This window comes from Bifidobacterium sp. (assembly GCF_050874245.1).
Lineage (GTDB): Bacteria > Actinomycetota > Actinomycetes > Actinomycetales > Bifidobacteriaceae > Bifidobacterium.
Genome location: NZ_JBNMKH010000040.1, coordinates 1 through 21,198, shown reverse-complemented (window position 1 = coordinate 21,198; position 21,198 = coordinate 1). Strand labels below are relative to the sequence as shown.

At 55.5% G+C, this 21,198-nt stretch carries 17 protein-coding genes and 4 tRNA genes; 4 read left to right on the top strand and 17 right to left on the bottom strand.

The genetic code is table 11. The features are described from left to right. Window positions 1–148 precede the first annotated feature (148 nt). The 10 genes from ACR0P8_RS05900 to ACR0P8_RS05855 all read right to left on the bottom strand — a co-directional run bounded on the left by ACR0P8_RS05900 (window position 149) and on the right by ACR0P8_RS05855 (window position 3,162). Window positions 149–385, bottom strand: a complete 237-nt coding sequence (locus ACR0P8_RS05900; RefSeq protein ID WP_432624229.1) for a hypothetical protein — start codon at window positions 383–385, stop codon at window positions 149–151. A 54-nt stretch (window positions 386–439) separates the two neighbouring features. Further along, window positions 440–724 (bottom strand): hypothetical protein, encoded by a 285-nt coding sequence (locus ACR0P8_RS05895; RefSeq protein WP_432624228.1) that lies wholly within the window; start codon window positions 722–724, stop codon window positions 440–442. 241 nt (window positions 725–965) lie between these two features. Then, on the bottom strand, window positions 966–1,334 hold the full coding sequence (locus ACR0P8_RS05890) for a hypothetical protein (protein WP_432624227.1): 369 nt from the start codon (window positions 1,332–1,334) through the stop codon (window positions 966–968). 210 nt (window positions 1,335–1,544) lie between these two features. After that, window positions 1,545–1,982, bottom strand: a complete 438-nt coding sequence (locus ACR0P8_RS05885) for an FHA domain-containing protein (RefSeq protein WP_432624231.1) — start codon at window positions 1,980–1,982, stop codon at window positions 1,545–1,547. Window positions 1,983–2,069: 87 nt separating this feature from the next. Continuing rightward, window positions 2,070–2,255: a hypothetical protein gene (locus ACR0P8_RS05880; protein WP_432624226.1), complete on the bottom strand. Its 186-nt coding sequence runs from the start codon at window positions 2,253–2,255 to the stop codon at window positions 2,070–2,072. A 115-nt stretch (window positions 2,256–2,370) separates the two neighbouring features. After that, window positions 2,371–2,502, bottom strand: a complete 132-nt coding sequence (locus tag ACR0P8_RS05875) for a hypothetical protein (RefSeq protein ID WP_275051104.1) — start codon at window positions 2,500–2,502, stop codon at window positions 2,371–2,373. A gap of 271 nt (window positions 2,503–2,773) precedes the next feature. Continuing rightward, window positions 2,774–2,846, bottom strand: a tRNA-Val gene (locus tag ACR0P8_RS05870). A 30-nt stretch (window positions 2,847–2,876) separates the two neighbouring features. Then, window positions 2,877–2,948: transfer RNA gene (locus ACR0P8_RS05865), tRNA-Val, on the bottom strand. Window positions 2,949–2,989: 41 nt separating this feature from the next. Further along, window positions 2,990–3,060, bottom strand: a tRNA-Cys gene (locus ACR0P8_RS05860). Between the two features lie 29 nt (window positions 3,061–3,089). Beyond that, a tRNA-Gly gene (locus tag ACR0P8_RS05855) sits at window positions 3,090–3,162 on the bottom strand. Between the two features lie 150 nt (window positions 3,163–3,312). On the opposite strand from ACR0P8_RS05855, the gene ACR0P8_RS05850 reads away from it, so the two are divergent. Then, entirely contained in the window at window positions 3,313–4,140 is an 828-nt protein-coding gene (locus tag ACR0P8_RS05850) for a PAC2 family protein (RefSeq protein ID WP_432624225.1), read from the top strand. A gap of 89 nt (window positions 4,141–4,229) precedes the next feature. Here the strand turns inward: ACR0P8_RS05850 and ACR0P8_RS05845 are convergent, their stop codons facing one another. Next, on the bottom strand, window positions 4,230–5,114 hold the full coding sequence (locus ACR0P8_RS05845) for an undecaprenyl-diphosphate phosphatase (protein WP_432624224.1): 885 nt from the start codon (window positions 5,112–5,114) through the stop codon (window positions 4,230–4,232). Window positions 5,115–5,277: 163 nt separating this feature from the next. Here ACR0P8_RS05845 and ACR0P8_RS05840 point away from each other — a divergent pair, with 163 nt between their 5' ends. Further along, complete coding sequence (locus ACR0P8_RS05840; RefSeq protein WP_432624223.1) at window positions 5,278–6,069, top strand: fructosamine kinase family protein; 792 nt, start codon at window positions 5,278–5,280, stop codon at window positions 6,067–6,069. A 104-nt stretch (window positions 6,070–6,173) separates the two neighbouring features. Here ACR0P8_RS05840 and dnaJ read toward each other — a convergent pair whose 3' ends face one another. From dnaJ to ACR0P8_RS05820, 4 genes are all read right to left on the bottom strand, one after another. Next, window positions 6,174–7,325: a molecular chaperone DnaJ gene (gene dnaJ / locus ACR0P8_RS05835; RefSeq protein WP_432624222.1), complete on the bottom strand. Its 1,152-nt coding sequence runs from the start codon at window positions 7,323–7,325 to the stop codon at window positions 6,174–6,176. A gap of 52 nt (window positions 7,326–7,377) precedes the next feature. Beyond that, window positions 7,378–8,523 (bottom strand): heat-inducible transcriptional repressor HrcA, encoded by a 1,146-nt coding sequence (gene hrcA / locus ACR0P8_RS05830; RefSeq protein ID WP_432624221.1) that lies wholly within the window; start codon window positions 8,521–8,523, stop codon window positions 7,378–7,380. Window positions 8,524–9,130: 607 nt separating this feature from the next. After that, the gene (locus ACR0P8_RS05825) at window positions 9,131–10,540 is read right to left on the bottom strand and encodes a hypothetical protein (RefSeq protein ID WP_432624220.1); all 1,410 of its coding nucleotides are present in this window, start codon (window positions 10,538–10,540) and stop codon (window positions 9,131–9,133) included. A 502-nt stretch (window positions 10,541–11,042) separates the two neighbouring features. Then, window positions 11,043–14,696 (bottom strand): hypothetical protein, encoded by a 3,654-nt coding sequence (locus ACR0P8_RS05820; protein WP_432624219.1) that lies wholly within the window; start codon window positions 14,694–14,696, stop codon window positions 11,043–11,045. A 522-nt stretch (window positions 14,697–15,218) separates the two neighbouring features. Between ACR0P8_RS05820 and tkt the strand changes: the two genes are divergently transcribed. Together tkt and tal are read left to right on the top strand one after the other, a co-directional pair. Then, window positions 15,219–17,327 (top strand): transketolase, encoded by a 2,109-nt coding sequence (gene tkt, locus ACR0P8_RS05815; protein ID WP_432624218.1) that lies wholly within the window; start codon window positions 15,219–15,221, stop codon window positions 17,325–17,327. Between the two features lie 89 nt (window positions 17,328–17,416). Then, window positions 17,417–18,520 carry a transaldolase gene (tal, locus tag ACR0P8_RS05810; RefSeq protein ID WP_204442211.1) on the top strand — a complete coding sequence of 368 codons (1,104 nt, stop codon included), beginning with the start codon at window positions 17,417–17,419 and terminating at the stop codon, window positions 18,518–18,520. Between the two features lie 160 nt (window positions 18,521–18,680). On the opposite strand, the gene ACR0P8_RS05805 is transcribed toward tal, so the two are convergent. Together ACR0P8_RS05805 and ACR0P8_RS05800 are read right to left on the bottom strand one after the other, a co-directional pair. Beyond that, window positions 18,681–20,216: an aminotransferase class I/II-fold pyridoxal phosphate-dependent enzyme gene (locus ACR0P8_RS05805; RefSeq protein WP_432624217.1), complete on the bottom strand. Its 1,536-nt coding sequence runs from the start codon at window positions 20,214–20,216 to the stop codon at window positions 18,681–18,683. Window positions 20,217–20,354: 138 nt separating this feature from the next. Continuing rightward, window positions 20,355–21,167: an HAD family hydrolase gene (locus tag ACR0P8_RS05800; RefSeq protein ID WP_432624230.1), complete on the bottom strand. Its 813-nt coding sequence runs from the start codon at window positions 21,165–21,167 to the stop codon at window positions 20,355–20,357. Window positions 21,168–21,198 lie beyond the last annotated feature (31 nt).

The following is a 21,198-nucleotide window of genomic DNA, read 5'->3' as shown; positions in this document are numbered from 1 at the left end:
TCCGACATGGGACGAATCCAGAAGCTGCCGGTATCGACCATCGACCAGCGGCCAAAAGAAGCATCCCCACACGAACCGGAACGCACCGCATCAATGAAATCATCGAAACGCGGAAACACCAGGGGAGCAGTGGAGACTATCGACATTCTCACTCACCCCTCTTCTTGGAATCGAACCAGTCGCACAGATCACCCGCGCGGAACCAGGCGCAACCGTGCCGACGCCAATCACCATGCAGCATCGCCGCCACATCAGGACGCGTGAACAACTCGGCGCGATCAATCCACCATTTCATCTCAAGCAGCGACCCCGCCGTAACCCGGGCGTCATCGCCATAGCACACGCGCACCTCACGCAGGGCGCGCAACGTATCTACCTGGAACATTCTAAACCTCACTCATATACGAAATATCGATGGAATATATACGGCGTATATACGCTAATGTTGTCGCAAATCACCCCCGTTCTTTTTCTTCGGGGGTGTATCGCCGCAGTCGCTGCGGTCGAAGACCTTGAAGGGCACCCGATGCCATTCGAGGAAATCCATGAGAACAGGCAGATTGCCGTGCGTGGCGTCCATGAGCGCGAACATGAGCGGCATCAGCCATTCACGGCGCTGGACATGAGCACCATAATCGAAGATTGTCAAGCGGTATGCGTCACCGTTGGCGAAATCCTGGGCTGCGAGTTCCTCGTCGGTCAACTCCTGGCCGAGTCCGGCCATGTCGCGCAATCCACGCGACCAGATCAGCGCGCGGCAGCCTTTTGTGGCCTTGTAGTACTCCTTAGCGAGGGCACGCACCTCATCGTACGTATACCCCTCTTTGACGAGCTCAGGCGAAAACGCCGATAATGTACGTTATGTCAGAAAGGAGAAATCGACAAACCCTCTTCCTCTCTTCTTTCCATATGTCATGCTTGCGAAAGGTGTGAATCGGTATCTAGCGTGTCGATCTTCGACGGTCTTATTCTCCCGTCGCCTGATTGAGTTTGCGCTCCATTTCCCCATGCATTCCGTTACGTGCCTGCAGATACATGAATACCAGTTCGGCTGCGATCAACATAATCATCAACACTGCCGACAGCCAGCCGACATGCTCATAGAAACGCCGGAATCTACCGGAGAAACCGGTTTTGAACATCTCATATATCGGGTATGGCAACGCGCCGAAAATCAATGATGTGAAATGCAATGCGACGATCGACCAACGTACCGGATATACATTGCGATGCTCTTTTGAGAAAAGCTTTCCTCGAATCGCAGTAATCGAACATATGTTCACTGCGATGACGGCAGCTATTATCCACAGCAATGCCGGCAGAATATCAAGCATGTGCCGCTCCCCCTGCATGTTATCCAAACATTTCCGGATAACATCGTATCAAGCGCATGTGATTCGTTGACGGCAAGCGACCGCCAACGTACATGTAATTCATGTCAGAAATGAGAATCGCCCGTGCTCCAACTCTTGCCGAGGACACGGGCGATTATAAAACGAATGGCATACCCCCATCACGGTTTGACGGGCATATGCATGACTTCATCAGGCGATGATGGCCTTATTGGTGAAATAGACGAGCCGGAACTTGCCCAGAATAATCTCATCGCCATTCTTCAGCTCCTGGCTGTTCACGCGCTGCCGGTTCACATAGGTGCCGTTCAGGCTACCCGCGTCGATGACGGAATAGTTGCCGTTGACACGGCGGAAAACAGCATGCGTGCGGGAGACGGTGGAATCGTCCAGCAGGATGTCGGAACTTGGATCACGACCCACGGTAATCTCGTCTTCATCGAGGAGATAACGCGAACCGGACACCGCTCCCCTCGTGGAGATGAGCAGGGCCGTGCCATCGTCAAGACGCATGATGGTGTCAAGATCCTCTTTGGTTAGAGGACGGTCTCCGGTGGAGGTAACCGGTACAGTGATTGCAGGAAGACCGATGATGGTCGTTTCGCCTGCGCTTGGAATCGGATCAGTCATAGTCGCCATTCTACTCTTTGCCTTTGCAAATGGCCGGTATTGAGACCGGCATGGTCACGAATCATACACGGTGAGCGGTATGTGCCGTCACTTCTTGTCGATGAAGGATACGAAATCGTCTTTCGGCAGCATGTCGTCATAGCTGCGCCATCGTCGTTCGAGCTCATGGTTCGCCTCGTCATGCTGCTTCTGCCCCAGTTTGGCATACGCCCGCAGTTCGTTGGGACCCATGTCCTTGACTGGTTGGTTCAGATTCAATGCTTCCTCGTTCACGTTACGCCATTGTAGCCCACTTGGAGGGCGATATAAAAGGAAATCGCCCGAAACGTCGAATCTGGGAACGTTCCGGGCGATTGCCAAGGAGGAATCTGTTGAAAACCTCTATGATTCAGCGACGCGTCTCGATGATTTCCTGCAGGGCGTCATTGACTGAAGCGGATCCGGCGACCGAAGAGAGAGCGCTGATGCCGCTCATTTCGAAGCCACGGACGATTGCGGAGAAGAGCTTGTTCTTATTCATGGAATTTCCTTTTCTTACTGATATGCTGTGGCGTGCCTTGCGCCTTATCTGCTTTCTGTTTGCGACACCCATTTTATAAATGCATTTAGTAAAAGTCGTGTTCCGCTTATCTGTTTCTTTGCATTTTTATCGGGTTTTCTTGTATTGCGATTGCCAAAACATAGGGATCATAGTCAAAAAAAACTTTTGAGGACATCATTGCGGACGACGCTATTATGCAAAAAAGAACATCAGATAAACAAAAACCCGGCAGAACCGGGACACATAACTGTGGGTGATATAGGAATCGAACCTATGACCCCTTCCGTGTGAAGGAAGTGCGCTAGCCGCTGCGCCAATCACCCAGTATTGATTTATATGGAGCATTGCTCCAGTGGGCGATACAAGATTCGAACTTGTGACCCCTTCCGTGTCAGGGAAGTGCGCTACCTCTGCGCCAACCGCCCGGGTTGTCATATCATGTGGAACCGAAATCCCGCATGAAGAGAGGTGGGTACGAGAGTCGAACTCGTCTATACGGCTTTGCAGGCCGCTGCCTAACCGCTTGGCTAACCCACCATGAAGGTCGATAATCAATCGGAACCTAGAGCGGACAACGGGACTCGGACCCGCGGTCTCAACCTTGGCAAGGTTGCGCTTTACCAACTAAGCTATGTCCGCATGTCTTAGGCTTTTCACTGCCTGAGCACGAGTATTTACTATAACCGTATCTACGTATTTTGCAAGTCAGCGTGTCGCGCTTTTCATAATGGCATTCACCAATGGCTGAAGCATGTGGTACGCCACCCGTTTCCGGTATACATTGAAGACATGTGTGAGGAGAATGCAACGCCGAGGACCCTGCTGGTCGCCGCGTTCGAAGGGTGGAACGATGCAAGCCAGGCGGCAACGAACGTCATCCGACATCTGGTGTCGCGGTATGAATCGCAGGAAGTGCGTCACATAGACAACGAAGGCTTCTACGACTATCAGGTGGCACGTCCCATGATCTGCTCCGTGCAGGGCCGCAAACGTATCATCTGGCCTAAGACCACGTTCTATGACATCGCGGTCTCCCCCGTGCTGCATCTGCTTGTCCAAATCGCACCGGAACCCAATTACCGTTGGAAGGAATACTGCACGCAGACGCTGAACATCGCCAAGGATTATGACATCAGCGGTGTCATCACGCTTGGAGCCATGTTCGACGAATGCCCTCATACAAGGCCGTTGCCGCTGGACATCTCCAAAAGCGGTTGCGAATGTGAATCCGACAGGGAATACAACGGTCCGGTCGGCATTCCCAACATTCTCGATGCCTTTGCCGCCGAAGCCGGTTTCCCCACGACATCCATGTGGGTGTCCGTGCCGCACTACTGCGCCAATGCCGAATGTATGCAAGGCACACTGGAACTTCTGCGCGCCCTGTCCCTGACAATCGGTTGCCCTCTTGCCGAAGGCGATTTGATTAGGAAAGCCGCGCAATGGCGTGCGCAGGCTGACGAGCTGGTAAAGAGCGCGCATACCGGCGACTATCTCGCACACTTGGAGCGTGATTACGATTTAGACGCGCGGGCGAAGCGAATCGCCTCGAATGGCATGCCAGCATGCGAGGAACTGATTCGTGAGGCGGAATCCTTTCTACGCGATGGCGTCTGACCTGACTACGAATTTATCCGAATACAAAAAATCCCGGTCGTCATCATACGGCCGGGATTTTTTCAGATAAGGCGGCTGTCGAACCTACGTCACGCTGCTGCGGTGGCCTCCATTGGAGACAGCACGCCGCAGATCAGCAACAGTGCTACAACAATGGCCAACGCGATGCGATAAATGGCGAACGCCTTATAGGAGAACGTGGACACGAACTTCAGGAAGCCGATAATCACCACATAACCGACCACGAACGCCACGATGGTCGCCGCGATGGTGGCTCCCCAACCAGGGAACATACCTGCATCGCCGGCTGCCACATCCTTGACGGCGGAGATGGCTTCAAGAATACCTGCGCCAAACACGGCAGGAATGGCCATCAGGAAGCTTACACGCACCGCGGCCTCACGGGTATAGCCCATTGCGCGGCCGAAGGTGATGGTGCCACCGGAACGGGAAACGCCAGGAATCAACGCCAGCATCTGGCCGATGCCGAAGATCAGCGCATCCTTCCAGGTCATCTCCTCCATGGTCTTGATCTGCTTGGCCCGAGCATCGACCACCCACAGTAGAATACCGAAGATAATCAACACGGTGACGGTGATCCACAGATTGCGCAATGTGCTTTCGATGGCATCCTTGAACAGCAGGCCTGCAATCAGAATCGGCAGCGTGCCGATGATGATGAACCAACCCATCTGCGTATCACGGTTATGAGCGCCCATACGGCTTTTGAAGTCCTTGCCTTCCTTGCCGAACAGGGAGCCGAACCATGCGCCGAGAATACGGATGATATCATGGCGGAAGTACAGGATCACGGCAAGCTCAGTGCCGATTTGGATGATGGCGGTGAATGCGGCGCCCGGATCGGAACCCAACATCAAATCGCCGATGATGCGGATATGCGCGCTGGAGGACACCGGCAGGTATTCAGTCAGCGCCTGGACCAGGCCAAGGAAAATCGCTTGGAAGAAATTCATGAACCCTCTTTTTAATCGTAGGAAATAGGTTTCGTCTGTTTTCCGTGACCAAGAGTAGCGAGTGGGGTCTAGTTTTTGAAAGCGTCCGGCCTGGTTGTCCCAAACCATACACACAATGGAGCCAGATTCGTTGTTTCCCGGTATGGAAGGAAGTCTCGTCATCATGGGCAAATACCGTAAAAGCAGGGCGTTCAGCCCGAAAGGGTTCTTCGAATGCGAAGGCCGTGGTCTTCAATGGCTTGGTGCGGCGCATCCCCAAGGTGGTCCGCGCGTGGTTGACGTGTACGACTGGGGTAATGACTATCTCGACATTGAACGCGTCAACGCCTGCGGACCGACCATTCAGTCCGCCCGTGATTTCGGTGCGGCTCTTGCCCGCATGCATGATGCCGGCGCCGACCATTTCGGATCCGCTCCGGACGGGTATGAAGGCACCTGCTATTTCGGTCCGTTGCAGGATCCGGTGCCGATGGATACCGGCGATTGGGACGATGTCGCCACCTATTTGGCCGACGGCAGGCTCCGTCCGATGGTTCGCCTGGGCATAAAACGTCGAGAGCTGACCGATTACGATATGGAGCTGACGGAAGCTGTCATCGATGCGTTGCCTGACATCCTCGGCAAAGCGGCCAATGACAAGCCGGCACGAGTGCATGGTGATCTTTGGAGCGGCAATGTCATGTGGACCGCGGATTCCGGCAATGTTGAAGCTGTCCTTATCGATCCGGCCGCGCACGGTGGACACCGTGAGGAGGATCTTGCCATGCTCGACCTGTTCGGCATGTCGTATCTGACGGACATTCTCGAAGGCTATCAATCCGTGCATCCGCTCAAGGCTGGATGGCGGGATCGCATCACGTTGTGGCAGCTCTACCCCATTGCCGGTCATTGCGTGTTCTTTGGCGGCGGTTATGTGAGCCAGTACCGTGCCATGTGCAGGTCGCTGCTCAAATAGCAGGTGAGATTCACCTCGCAACTATGGGAAAGCCGGTGTTCCAAGGCAAATCTCCTTGGAGCACCGGCTTTCATCTCACCATGGCGGTGTCATAACTGATGCGATTAGCGCAACGCATCTTTCAGCTTAGAGAAGAATCCTTTCTTTGTTCCAGAGGCCGGACGGGAATTCACGGACACATGCTGTGCGTCCGCATCGTGCAATTCGCCGAATCGCTTGATCAGGTCGCGTTCGTCATCCGACAACTTTTTCGGAATCTCCACCATGATATGTGCCACCAAGTCGCCACGCTCGTTCTTATCATCAAGATGGGTGACACCAAGGTCCTTTAATGTCACAGTATCGTCTGGTTGGCTGCCTGCGGGTACATCCAGTGTCTGCTTTCCATCGAAGGTATCGATTTCGATTTCATGCCCCAGAACGGCCCAGCTCATAGGTATTCTGATCCAGCAATGCAGGTCGTCGCCATCGCGGGTAAACGTGTCATCCGGTTTGATGCGGATGTCGACGTACAAATCGCCCGCTACTCCGCCGTTTTCGCCGACTTCACCCTGATTGGCGAGACGCAGTCTGGTGTTGTTGGCCACGCCCGCCGGCACGGCCACGCCGACATTGCGGGTGACGCGGATGCGACCATGGCCCATGCAGGATGGGCAGGGCTTCTCGATGATGGTCCCGTGCCCTTCGCACCGTTCGCAAGGCGCGGTGGTCATCATCTGACCAAGCATGGTGCGTACCACGCGCTGCGCATACCCCTGTCCGTGGCAGTCGGGACATTGGGTCGGCTGGGTGCCTTTCTGGCATCCGGTGCCGGCACAATCCTGACATAATCCAAAAGTGTTGATCTTGACGTGCGTCGTGTCTCCGAACACGGCGGTTTTCAGGTCGATGGTGGCTGTGGCCAGTGCGTCGCGTCCCTGTTGTGTGCGCGGAGTCGGGCCACCGCCTGCGGCGCCGCCAAACGCGCCGCCGGTGAACATGTTGAAGATATCCCCCATATCGGCGAATCCACCGTTGAACCCACCGCCAGCGGCACTGGCGTTCGGGTCATTCGGATCGATGCCCGCGTCGAACATCTGGCGCTTCTTGGGGTCGGACAGCACTTCGTATGCGTTGTTGACTTCCTTAAATTTGTCTTCGAATTCCGGACCGGCGATATCGGGGTGGTATTTGCGGCTCATCTTTCGATATGCCTTTTTGATTTCGTCCTCGCTTGCGGAGCGGTCGACGCCCAGCACTTCGTAATAGTCCGTCACGATTGTTCTTTCTCCCTGTTGGTTCTGCGTGTCATTGTGCCATAAGGCGGGGTCAGTCGGCCGATTGGCCTTCGTCGTGCGCAAGGAAGTCCGTCAGATATCTGGCGACCGCGCGCACGGCGGCCATGGTGGCCGCATAATCCATATGCGTCGGACCGATTGACCCGACGAATGCGACCGGCTCCCCTGCTGGTGGCGTGTCCTTGTCCGAATCCTGATCGGTTCCGCTCCCGGATGATTGCCCGGATACGTTCGATCCGCTCCCCGCGTCATCGGTGTTCGACGCGGATGTATGACCATAGCCGCTGGTCACCACGGAGGCGTGCAATAGACCAGGGGTATGCGTTTCGGAGCCGATTGCCACTCCGACCCCGTCGGATTGGGTGGTCTCGCTCAGGGAGCTCATGAGCTTCATAAGCACGACCTGCTCCTCCAGCGCGTCGAACAGCGGCGCTAGATCGGCCACGGTGCGTTGATGAGCGAGCCGTGAAGTGCCGGCCATATACAGCTCTCCGGCCCTCTCGTCATCGGCCATGCCATCGAAAGCCCGCGCGAGAGCTTCCACAAGCGCGTTGATCGGATGGTACTCCTTGCGCGTTCCCATTTGTCGCGCGTAATCGGCGGTACGTGTCAAAGAAGCGCCTGCGCATTGATTGTTGATTTCGTTGGTCAGATGCGTGAGGGTCGCGGAATCTGGTAATTCCGCGACGTTGAGGATATGCTGCGCGACACGGCCGGTGTCGGTAATCACCACGGCAAGCAACGTATTGATGGATACGGGTACGATTTCGATGTGTCGCAATGTCGATTTCGACAGCGAAGGGGCGGCTACGACGGCGACCTGGCCTGTGATCTGCGCCAGCAGTCGGGCAGCCCTCTGCAATGTGTCCTGCAGATTGACGGATCCCGACAGGAAACTGTTGATGCCGCGACGCTGTGCTTCAGACAGCGGAACGACGGTCGCCAATCGATCGACGAAATAACGATAGCCTTTTTCGGTCGGAATTCTGCCGGCGGATGTGTGGGGTTGGATGAGGTACCCCTCGTCCTCCAATGCCGCCATGTCATTGCGTATGGTGGCGGAGCTGACGCCGAGATCATGGTCCCGGGTCAATGTGGTGGATCCCACCGGCTCCTGGGATCGTATGTAGTCCTCCACCACGGCACGCAGCACCAGCATGCGTCTTGACTGTGTCATGCGCACCTCCTTATATACAGGCATTCGAAACATCCGTCGGCACATTCTTTCTCTTATGTGGCTTTTGGACGTGCTGGAAACGACGAATATTTCTTCTACTGTAGTAGTAGCACTCCGGGCGCCCGAGTGCTAATTGGTTCGTTTCTGGCATAACGAAGAAGCAAGGCAATACACTCACTTTGTGAGGCTGTGCCGGCTCGCCCGCATTCATGTCTGGAGACGTATGAAATCTCATTTCCGGCCAATATTGATACGGGGTTGGAACGCATACGCATCAGAGGAGGGATGTCATGAAAAAGGCAATATGATGCAGGACGCCATCCGCCGGTAGTGGGCGGAATCTTTCCAGCCGGGGGGAAGAGCCACAGACGAATCGTTTTTGACTCGGTAAACCTCCAATCGTGGAGAATATCATCCATGCCGACTGCAGGAAACCCGCGGTGGGTCACGGCCATAGATTACTTCTTCCACGAGATAGATATTGAAATCGAGATCAGGTGGAACATGAACTGGGCTTTCAAGGAAAGTTCGAGACACGGCCACTGCTCGAAAATCACCCCAATCGCTTGGCCAGAGAACTATGAATGAGCCCTTATCCATGTTGCCGTTAAAACTGTTTTATTCCGTTTCTATCCATTTCTCTGAGATATTTGACCGGCCATGGAAGGACGCTCGGCAAATAAGTGCTTCTCACCCAATCCACATTGCACATGTCGATGATTTGGTCGTCGAAGTTTTCGCCCTCGACCTGGATTATTCTGCGGATTGGAACCATTCTGGGCATTCTTTTGTTCAGATTGGTGTTCTGGTATCCGACTGAATATAGGGTTGTTCCATCATCGTCTTCGCCGATGTTTATTCCGAGAAGACTCGGGTAGTTCTTCCCCGCGAATTCCTTGCTTCTTGGATGGGCGGTTTTTTCGGATCGTGGACGTCCTGCCTCGCTTCGAATCGTGTCGATTTCCTTTATCAGCCTGTTTAGATTCGTGGGCATCGCATGCATGCTGGTTCTTGTGATGGCGGCCACGTTTCCATCAGGATTCCGTACCACGCATTCGACTCTCTTTCGGGTTCTGGCCCCATACATTTCACCGGCGGAATCGACGGCCTCCCGCGTCTCTATCATGAAATCTCCCATTTCGAATGAGGGCTGGGAGGGTTGGCTGGTGTCCTTGTGGAATTCGAATCTGCCGTTGAGTCCGATTTTCAGATATAGGTACGGTTCAGGTTCGTCTATTCCTTTTGTTTCCTGACTCTCGTCGGTCTTGCATGGGACGGCGAAGCAGTATCCGCGCACACTGGAATCATCGGTGGTTCCCGTCACTACTTCTTGTTTGATTCTCAGCTCATTGAGGGCCGATGCCACGAGGGCTTTCCTCATGGAATCGCTTTTCCGAGCTTTTGCCCTGTTCCACATTTCGACGCTGATGCATTGGGTGGGGATGCTTCTGTCAAGCATCTGATACGGGTCTTCAACCGTATTCGTGTCCTGATCACGGTTCGCGTACCGGTAATAATCCGCTTCATGAAGAATCATGATTCTCCCCTGCCGACTGCCGTTGGTCTCCACGCCCGCGTCGTGCAAGGCTTGCCGGACCTCATCGACCGCCTGCCCGCAATCTTCCAGACCGTCCACCGTTATCTTCCCGTTCGCCTTGCGGAGGCTTTTGCCTATGACGTTGATCGGGATGGAATCTTTTTGCGGCACGCCAAGCCATTCGAGCCGTGCGAATTTCCCGTAGCAGAGATCGAATAGTCGTAGTATGTCCCGCAAGGCCATGAGTTTCCCTTCCTTGGTTTCTCGGGCATCGAAGGCGAGGGCGTCCACCATGTTGCGTTTACGGTTTCCCTTCCGTACTCTGAGCAGGTATGAGTTATCGTGGTTGACGCGTTTGTCCTTTTGATGCGCCCATATGATCTTCCCCTCGTGCAGCATGAAACGAGGATAGGTCTCCTTTGGCTTGCTCTTGCTGAAATCGCGGTCCCTCAGATAGGAAACTTGGGTGAACGTCTTCACATCCGCGTTCCAGACAAGGGCGTCACCTTCACGTGTGATGGAATGCTCCAATGTGACGACGGCATTGCTTTTATCCTTGATCTCGACGATCTGCCGTAACGCGCCATCCAGATTGAAATGGGTCCATTCATCGCATTCCGTCTCGTCCGAACGGTCGGCGAGACAGGAGAACAGCATCCGCAGGGCATCGCACTCGTCCAGGTCGCTCCATCCGACCCGCCGGATGGTCGTATTCTCAGGCTCCTGCAGGTTTTCCTCTTTTGCGCGTCCATGTTCGGTCGCGACGTATGCGGCACGGTAGCCGCGAATCATTCCTCTGATACATGCCTTTCCGCGGAAGACCTCGAACATTTCCTCGCAGGACACGTATCTTTTCCTTGGATCGGCTGTCCTCTTCCTGCACAGCTCCCATAGGTCGTATTTCTTGTCGGCTTCGGTTCCATTCAGATGGAGACGCACCTTGGATGTGTTGATGATGTTCCTCTGTTCCAATTCAATGCTCCTAGTCCAGATTGTCGATTGCATCGCACAATATTCTGATGTTCCGTTCGTGCAGGTGTCCGTCCGGCTGGATCAGACCGGGTATGGTCAGTATCCGCGAATCGTAGAGATGCGGCTCGCCTCGTCCTGTGAACAGGCTGTTGACGATGACCGCAAGGACGGTCGGTTTCACTTTGTCGACTATGGCGAGTTTTTCCGTTATCCATTCGATGTAGTCATCCGCCTGACGGCCGGTCTTGTCGTAGCCGGACCAGTGTTTGAAGTCGAACATCACTCCGGAGTTCCGGCCGGAGGTGGGAGGAAGATAGGCGTCGAATTTTTCGAAGGCTTCCGGACAATCATCCAGAGTGTCGAGTTTTCCATAGAGTTTTTCGACGATGGCAGTGCCGGCCGCTTCTCCGAGGGCTCCTTTGTAGATGTTGTTGTACGCGGACGGGACCATCCAGAACTCGTTGTTCTCGTTCCAATGTTTGGCGTATCCATGACGGTCGAAATATTCCGAGACCGTCGGATTGAGCATGAGGGTCGGCAGTTTGGAGTTTGCCTCGGAGATCATCGACTGTATCTTCCTGTCGCGGTTCTCCGCCCGTATGGGGTCCGGGAACGGTTTGAATGACACTTCGGTCGCCTTCCGGTAGTCCTCCGCCTTGCCTGTGCGGTAGTAGATGGTCTGTGTGCCGGAGGGCACTGGCGCGTACATTCCCATGGAGAGATTCAGCATTCCAAGACCGAACAGTTTCTGACGGCTGATTGTCGGATCCCGCATCGCTTGTTCCCGCATCTCCCTCCAATTGCTTATGACGGCGTCGTCGTTCCATCCGGAGGTTGAAGCAATCTTCTGAAGGTAGGCTCCTACATTGCTGGACCGAACCGCGATCTTCCGCGCCATCCTCTTGTCCATCGTGGTTGACGGCTCCGGTGCATCCCAATGCATGGTGTTGAAGATTTCCTGGGCCTCATAGGTGAGCGGAGTGTCATCGAAAGCTGACGCGTCGGCGGTCTTGACCATTTCCGGGTCAAGGACGATGGTGATGTTCCGTCTTCTCCATGCCGACCGGGTGGTTCGGCCGATTGCCTGATAGACGATTCTGGACGTCCACGCCATGGAGCTGGGTAGTCTGTTGTATGCGAAGAAATTCGTGTTTTCCATCTCATCGCCGTCCGGATTGCTCCGCGCGTATGCCGGATCGACGAGCAGGTTCATGCAGTAGAAGTATTCGCCGCGTGAGATTTCGCCTCTTTCCATCAGCTCGCGCACCTCGACGATGGATTTGAGCTGCTGTTCCGTATCGGCGCACACCGAATCGTTTATGGTCAGGATGTGAGTGGGCTTTTCCAGATAGGTGAAATCGATGTCCCTGTGATTCTCGTCACCTCCGGATATGTGGGCATACTCGTCCATATGGCCGTTATGTGGCAGCAGGATGTCCTTGCCTTGTCCGGCGGTCTGATAGGCCGTGATGATGAACACTGGCTTCCGGGCGGAGTCCTTCTGCACCTGCGGAAAAACGTCGTTCCACGAGCCGGCTCTCAGACTTCGCGCGCATTTCCAATAGTCCCTGTCTTCCGGCTTGAGCTCCTTGGCGAGTCTTTCCATCAGGGATATGGTCGCTTCGATCTCAACGCGGTTGAGGGACGCGACGAACATCAATCCGGCGCTGCCATCCGATTTGAGGAAGGTCTTGAAGGCGTCGAGACGGTTCCGTATACGGACTTTCCTGTACACGCCGTTGGTGTCTTCTTTGAGTCTCCTATCCCAGCTGCAGGCCGCGAGGATGTTCTCCGTCTTGCTGAATATGCTGCCCCAAAACACGTCCGGTTCCATCGTCATCGCAGTGGCCATGTCGATGCCGGGAATCTTGGACACGTTGATCCGGTACTGTTTCCTCAACAGGTCGTTCGCCTCATCGGCGGTCCTCATGATGCTGGAATGCTCGGACTCGTCTTCGTCCATGAAACCCCTTCCGAGCCGGGCTCGTATGTATCCCTTCTTGTCGACGGGGAAATTCTTCACCGAATCGACGCCCGCGGTGGCGGACACCAGTATGACGTTGGTTCTTTCGGCGCAACGGCATAGTATGTCCGCCGGCGTCTCCTTCAATTCCGACAGTCTGACTTCCACATAGGAATCGTGTGACGCGTGCTGCAGCACCCTGGCCAGAGACACGCCGCACGAATAAACACTCATATCTCCCATCCTGTAGCCGTATTTTCTAACCGAATTGCCGTTCGCGTACCCGTTCTTTCTGGCTGTGGATGCCATTTGACGAATCGTCTTATATTCCCCGATATGGAGGTCGTTGAGGGTCGTTTCGACGGCGGAGACGCTATCCACGAGCCTTTCACCTGACGTGCTCCCCATGCCGTCGGTCTCTCCCGCAGAACTATTCGTCAATGAGTTTTTGCCGTTCTCATAGGCTTTCGCCGCATAGCCGAGGAAGGCGCCCAGCCGGTGGAGGACGACTTGGCATTCACGAATGATGCGGTCGAGCCGGACGCCTTCCTCTTTCTCGTTCTGCTTCGGTTCGGGAATCTTGAGGACGTTCTGCCCGTACTTTTCATCGTAAACGACATAGGCTTTTCTTCCGCATAGATTGACCGATTCGAATGTGAACATGAATCCTTTGCCCAGACGCGTCCCGCTGTCTTCGTCCATGACGAGGTTGCAGCCAAGATGGTATTTTTCATAGACGTCCCGGATTTGGCCCATGATCTCGTCCAGGTTTCTGGAGACGCTCTGCCATCCGTTTCCGTATTCGGCGAAGCGCAGGAATCTTGGTGAGAACCATTCCTCCGCGGTCTTAGCGCCGCCCATCAGCTCGTGTATGACATGCAGCAGAACCAGCGGATCATAGTCCTGATCCGCCGCGGCCTTACACAGACTGTCCAGCATCACGTCGTTCACGTAATCCGATTCGTCTATGACGATTCCACTCACGTTCTCAAGAAATGAGTCGCCTGTAAGATCCAAGACTCCGTCGAAGATGGTATCCACAGGAGAGAGGAATTTCTGCGGAGTCATGATGAGCACATCGTAATCCGAACGGGAACGACTCATGGGCCAGAACTTCTCGATCCACCCCCATTCCTCCTGTCCTTTTCCTTTCACATATTGGCGGGCGTCGATTCGTCCGGATTCCTTGTTTCCTTCGTTTAGTTCCCACGCCTCATTCTTGATGCTTTTCTTGACCCATTGGCGGAATTCCTTTTCGTACTTCTGACCCGTCTGCTCATCGGCCGCTTTGTCATCGCTTTTCTGCCAGTTCAACAGAAATCTTCTGAGCCTTCTGTACAACACGTCGTTTTTGATGGAGGGCGGAATTTCCAGCTTGCCCTGATCTACTAGGGAGATGGCGTTTGAGACCGCGTCAAGCGTGCCCTCAACAGAAATGACCCTACGTCTGATTTCCTCATAATCCGGCAGATGGCAAGTGATTTTCTCGAAGAACTCATCTCTGTTCACTTTCGATGGCGTCAGATAGATGAAGATGTGGCGTTCTTTCCCATGATTGAGCTTCATCTGTTCGGCTATGGTTTCCGCAGTCGTATAGGTCTTGCCGCTACCGGTCGGCGCCTCGATGACCGTCAGCCCTTTCTCTCGTCCGAACGCCTTTGAAAACCTGCTCTTGATTATGGGATAAAGCGGACTTGACATTTGCATGCCCTTTCATGATTCCACGTATGACGGGTTAATCTCATTGTCCTCCCTGAATCAAACATGAGTGTGACGGTCCTGACGCACTTACCTCCGGTCTAGACCAGAACATGCTTTATATATTGAGAGCGCCATGTCTGTGACCAGAAGGTAGCAAGTGTGCTTTTGACGGTCACGGGCATGGGCGTCAGTCTTGAACGTGTCTGTTCTGTTCCATGGAGCGTTTTATCGAACCTGGCCGCAGAGATCTTACGGAGTGCTAATCGGTTCGCTTTCGGAGTAGCGTTTCCTTGCGAAGACATGCCTTGCGGCGATTGGCGTCGGGTAGTGCGCACCAGTCGAACATCCCCTGTGAATTCGAATGTTAATTGTGAGCGTTAACAGAACACAAACTACCAAAACACGCCAAAATTCCACCGCAACGTCACCTCACGTCGCTACTATGGGAATCGCAATGTGAGGGCGTCATGCGCTCGGCACAAGCCGGATACGCGGCCCGACCAATTGGAAGGAAAGTAATCCATGACCGAATTCAAGGAGACCGAGCTGGACGAACGCGCCATCAAGATGGCCAAGGTCCTGTCGGCCGACGCGGTTGAGCGTGCGGGACACGGCCACCCGGGTTCCCCCGTCTCCCTGGCGCCTATCGCCTATACCCTGTATCAGCATTTCATCAAGCACGATCCGAATGATCCCAACTGGGAAGGCCGCGATCGCTTCATCCTTTCTGGCGGTCACGCCTCCCTCACCCAGTACGTCCAGCTGTACTTCTCCGGCTACGGCCTGACCCTGGACGATCTGAAGAACTTCCGTGGCGGCGCTGACACCCGTACGCCGGGCCATCCGGAATACGGCCTGACTCCGGGCATCGAAATGACCACCGGTCCGCTGGGCCAGGGCTTTGCCTCCGCCATCGGCTTCGCGTACGGCCAGCGCTTCCAGCGTGGCCTGCTTGATCCGGAGGCTCCGGCAGGCGAGTCCCCGTTCGACCACAAGATCTGGGTCATCTGCGGTGAAGGCGATATCGAGGAAGGTATCTCCGGTGAGGCTGCTTCCCTCGCCGCCAACCAGGAGCTCGGCAACCTGACCGTGATCTTCGATGCCAACCGCATCCAGATCGAAGGCGACACCAACCTGGTGCTGGCCGAGGACGTGCTCAAGCGTTTCCAGGCCTATGGCTGGTACACCGACGAGTTCAGCTTCATCCAGCCCGACGGCTCCTACAAGGAGGACGTCGAGGGCCTGGCTGACACTATCGCCAAGGCTCAGAAGGCCGCCCCGAACCAGCCGAAGCTGATCAAGGTCGACACCCTGATCGCTTGGCCGACCCCGGGCAAGACCAACGATCCGTCCGCTCACGGCTCCAAGCTGGGCGCCGAGGCCGTCGCAGGCCTCAAGAAGCTCCTCGGCTACGATCCGGAAGAGACCTTCCATGTGGACGAAGAGGCTCTGGCCCACGCCCGCAAGGTCGCCGAGCGCGGTCTGGAAGCCCACAAGGAATGGGACGAGAAGTACAACGCATGGCGCAAGGCCAACCCGGACAAGGCCGCCCTGTACGACCGCATCAAGGCCGGCGAGCTGCCGGAAGGCTTCGACAAGGCCATCGATGACCTTGAGGCCACCTTCGAAGTCGGCAAGAATGTCGCCACCCGTGGCGCCTCCGGCTCCACCCTGAACGCCATCGCCGCTGTCATGCCGGAACTCTGGGGCGGCTCCGCCGACCTCGGTGGTTCCAACAAGACCGACCTCAAGGGTGCCGCTACCTTCGCTCCGGCGAAGTGCGCCACCAAGCAGTGGCCGGTCTGCAGCCCGTACGGCCGTCAGCTGCACTTCGGCGTGCGCGAGTTCACCATGGGCACCATCACCAACGGTATCCTGCTGGGCTCCCACACCCGTCCGTACGGCGGCACCTTCTTCATGTTCTCCGACTACGAGCGTTCCGCCGTGCGTCTGGCCGCCCTCATGCAGATCCCGAACCTGTATGTGTGGTCCCACGACTCCGTCGCCGTCGGCGAGGATGGCCCGACCCACCAGCCGGTTGAGCATCTGGCTTCCTTCCGCGCCATCCCGCAGCTTGAGGTCGCTCGTCCGGCCGATGCCTACGAGACCGCTGAGGCCTATCGCTACTTCTTCGAGAAGAAGAACACCCTGCCGACCGCTATGGTCCTGACCCGTCAGGGCGTCCCGGTGCTCGCCGAGACCGCCGAGAAGGCCAAGGACGGCGTGCGCAAGGGCGCCTATGTGCTCGTCGACACCGAGGGCACTCCGGATGTCATCATCATGGCTACCGGTTCCGAAGTCCAGTGGGCCGTGGCCGCGGCCAAGACCTTGGCTGGCGAAGGTGTCAAGGCCCGCGTCGTGTCCGCACCGTGCCTCGAATGGTTCGAGGAGCAGGACGCGGAGTACAAGGAGGCTGTGCTTCCGGCCGCCGTCAAGGCCCGCGTCTCCGTCGAGGCTGGCGTTGCCATGCCGTGGTACAAGTACCTCGGCTCCTACGGCAAGCCCGTGTCCATCGAGCAGTTCGGCCTGCAGGGTGATGGCGCTCAGAACATGATTGATCTGGGCATCACCGCCGAGCACGTCGTGGAAGCTGCCAAGGCCTCCATCGCCGAAGCCGAAGCCGCTAAGTGATGTCACGGGGAGAGGCGCGGACATGTACGCCTCTCCCCTTTCACTGATAAACAAAGATTTGATCCAAAAAGGTATCAAGGAGAAAAATAATGACTGAAGCAACTCAGCGCACCTCTGATTCCGGTGTCTCGATTTGGCTGGACGATCTGTCCCGCTCCCGTATCGAGTCCGGCTCTCTGCAGGATCTCATCGCCAACAAGAACGTTGTCGGCGTGACCACCAACCCGTCCATCTTCCAGAAGGCTCTGCACGAGGTCGGCCCGTACGATCCGCAGCTGAAGGAACTGGGCAAGGTCGATGTCGAGACCGCAGTGCGCGAGCTCACCACCACTGATGTCCGCAACGCCACTGACATCTTCCGCGAGGTCGCTGAGAAGTCCGACTTCGTTGACGGCCGCGTCTCCATCGAGGTGGATCCGCGTCTGGCTCACGAGACCGAGGCCACTGAGAAGCAGGCTGAGGAACTCTGGGCAAAGGTGAACCGTCCGAACGCCATGATCAAGATTCCGGCAACCCTCGAAGGCCTGCCGGCGATCACCGCCACCCTGGCCAAGGGCATCTCCGTGAACGTCACCCTGATCTTCTCCCTGGAACGCTACGAGCAGGTCATCGACGCTTACATCGAGGGCATCGCCCAGGCTGCCGCCAACGGCCACGACCTGAAGCACATCGGCTCTGTCGCTTCCTTCTTCGTCTCCCGCGTGGACACCGCCGTGGACAAGCTGCTGGAAGCCAACGGCTCCGATGAGGCCAAGGCCCTCGAAGGCAAGGCCGCCGTCGCCAACGCTCGCCTCGCTTACGAACTGTTCGAGAACAAGTTCGCCAACGATCCGCGCTGGGCCGAGCTCGAGGCCAAGGGCGCCAAGAAGCAGCGTCCGCTGTGGGCCTCCACTGGCACCAAGAACGCCGCTTACTCCGACTGCAAGTACGTCGACGAGCTGGTTGCTCCGTTCGTTGTCAACACCATGCCGGAGAAGACCCTGAACGCTCTCGCCGATCACGGCAACGGCGCTCCGTCCATCAAGGGCACCTACGAAGAGTCCCACGCCATCATGAACAAGCTGGCCGAGCTGGGCATCAACATCAAGGATGTCACCGACAAGCTGGAAGCTGACGGCGTTGCCGCCTTCATCAAGTCCTGGGATACCGTCCTTGCCGACGTCCAGGCTGGCATCGACCGCGTCAACGGCTGAATCATTCGCTGATACAGCTCCGTTAAACGGATAGATCAAAGGGTTCCCATTCCTATCGAATGGGAACCCTTTTTGTATCTATGGAAATTCCATAGGGGAAAGAAAAAGGCCGCGATATTACGATCGCGGCCTTCAGCAGGGAATCGAAGCAATCCGAAAATCACGCCTGCCAGTATGTGCTGAAAAAGTCGCCGATTTCGCCGATCGTTTCCTTCAGCATGCTGATGCGAGGCAGATACACCACGCGGAAATGATCGGGTTCGTGCCAGTTGAACGCACCGCCATGGCTGATGAGAATATGCTTGTCATGTAGCAGATCCAACGCGAACTGCTCGTCAGAATGGATATTGAACTTTTTCACATCGATCTTCGGGAAGATGTAGAACGCGGCCTTCGGCTTGACTGCGGTGATTCCCGGGATGTCGTTGAGCATGTTGTACACCAGTTCGCGCTGATCGTAGATGCGTCCGCCGGGAACCAGATAATCCTTGACGCTTTGATGTCCACCCAATGCGGTCTGCACGACTGATTGCGCGGGCACATTCGAGCACATGCGCATGTTGGCCAGCATGTTCAGACCCTCGATGTAATCTTTGGCGAGCCGCTTGTTGCCACTCAGCACCATCCAGCCGACACGCCAACCCGCGATCATGTGGGATTTAGACAATCCGGAGAACGTCACACAGAACAGGTCGGGAGCAAGGGACGAGATGGATACGTGCTCCAAACCATCCATGACCAAGCGATCGTAGATCTCATCGGAGAAAATCATGAGCTGATGTTCGCGTGCGAGGTCGACGATTTGCTGAAGCACTTCTTTCGGATACAGGGCTCCGGTCGGATTGTTCGGATTGATGATGACAATCGCCTTGGTCTTGTTGGTGATCTTGGAACGCATGTCGTCAATGTCCGGATACCATTCGGAGTCCTCGTCACAGATGTAATGTACGGCGGTGCCGCCAGCCAGGTTCACACATGCGGTCCACAGTGGATAGTCCGGAGAAGGGACAAGCACCTCGTCGCCATTGTCCAGCAATGCGGACAAGGACAGATTGATGAGTTCGCTGACACCGTTGCCGGTGTAGATGTCATCGATGGACACGTTGGGGATGTTCTTCAGCTGCGCATACTGCATGATGGCCTTGCGTGCGGAAAACAGACCTTTCGACGGCGAGTAGCCTTCGGTGTCGGGCAACTGCTGCGACATGTCGTAGACAACCTCGTCTGGCGTGCGGAATCCGAACGGCGCCGGATTGCCGATATTGAGCTTCAGGATATGGGTTCCGGCAGCCTCCATGCGCGCGGCTTCGTCGGCGACCGGTCCACGAACATCATAGAGAACATTGTCAAGCTTGTGGGATTTGGTAAAGGTGCGCATGGTCTTTTTTCCTTCTGTCGATTGCTCGGTCGTTGCATCATCACTTTGGAAGTCCACGTCGGAAGGCTCTGGCAGATTGGCGATGTGTTCCTCCATGGGAACGTCCGCGCCCATCAGCCAATCCTCATTGACATGCAGATATGCGGCAAGGAAATGCGCGATATCCGCACGGGGAACGGTCTTTCCACTGACGTACTGGCTCATATGGCTTTTGCCGAGCTTGATATTGAACTTTTCTGCGGCGCGTACAAAATCAATCTGCTTGAGTTCGCGCAATGCCATGGCATTGTTCAATCTGATTGAGAATGATTCCGTCATGCCTATCCTTTCGGTTCAATTTCGTCAAACACCAGTTCAAAGAATAGCATGATGCGCCACCATAAAACGCGGGAAGTTCAATTCATGGTCGAATATAAATCACATCGCCAAGCAGGAAGTTCAATTGCGTAATATGCATCAAAGAAGATTGTGCTCAATCCATTGAGCCACACCGTCATCGTTGTTCGTGGGACATATGTCGTCGGCTATTTTCAGCACATCGGGATTGGCGTTGGCCACAGCCACTCCCCTGCCGGATTCACGCAACATGGCGATATCCACCAAATCGTCACCGAACGAAACGGTCTTCTCTAATGAAGTGGACATATGGTCGGCGAAAATACCCAGAGCCCGTTCCTTATTGGCCTGAGGATTCATCAGCATCCATAATGAACCCTCGGAGATGTGCACGTCGAAATCGTCGGGAATGATTTTGCCTACTTGATTCCATTGTTCCTTGTTCGGGAACAGGATCAGCTTGTCGGCGGTACCTTCCGGCACATCGTTGAAATCGGTATAGCGCCAAGTCTGTGTCTTCCAATATTTCGTGACATCGAAATTCGTGTACCTGACATCATCCATGACGATGCCCACCTCCATGCCGGGCAACTCGTCCAGTAGATACTTGCAGACTTCGCAGGCACGTTTTGAGGAGAAGCCGATTTTTTGCAGGTGCCCATCATCCGGAAGTCTCGGTGATGTGAGCATATCGTAATCGGAGGCTGACGGATCGAAATCAAGCAGGGCCCCGTTGAGATAGGCCACGGCATCGACGGGGAGCTTCTGGATGAATGAATAGCCGGTACTGACCGGTCGGGCCGTCTCCACCACGAATTTGATACCTGCGTCATGCATGCGGTTGATGCTGTCGATGGAACGTTGCGTCAGGAAACGGTCTTCGAAGGTCTTTCCGTCATGCAGCAACGTGCCGTCCAAGTCGGCGACGACCATGGTCACGTCATGTCTGTTGTTTGTCGAGTTC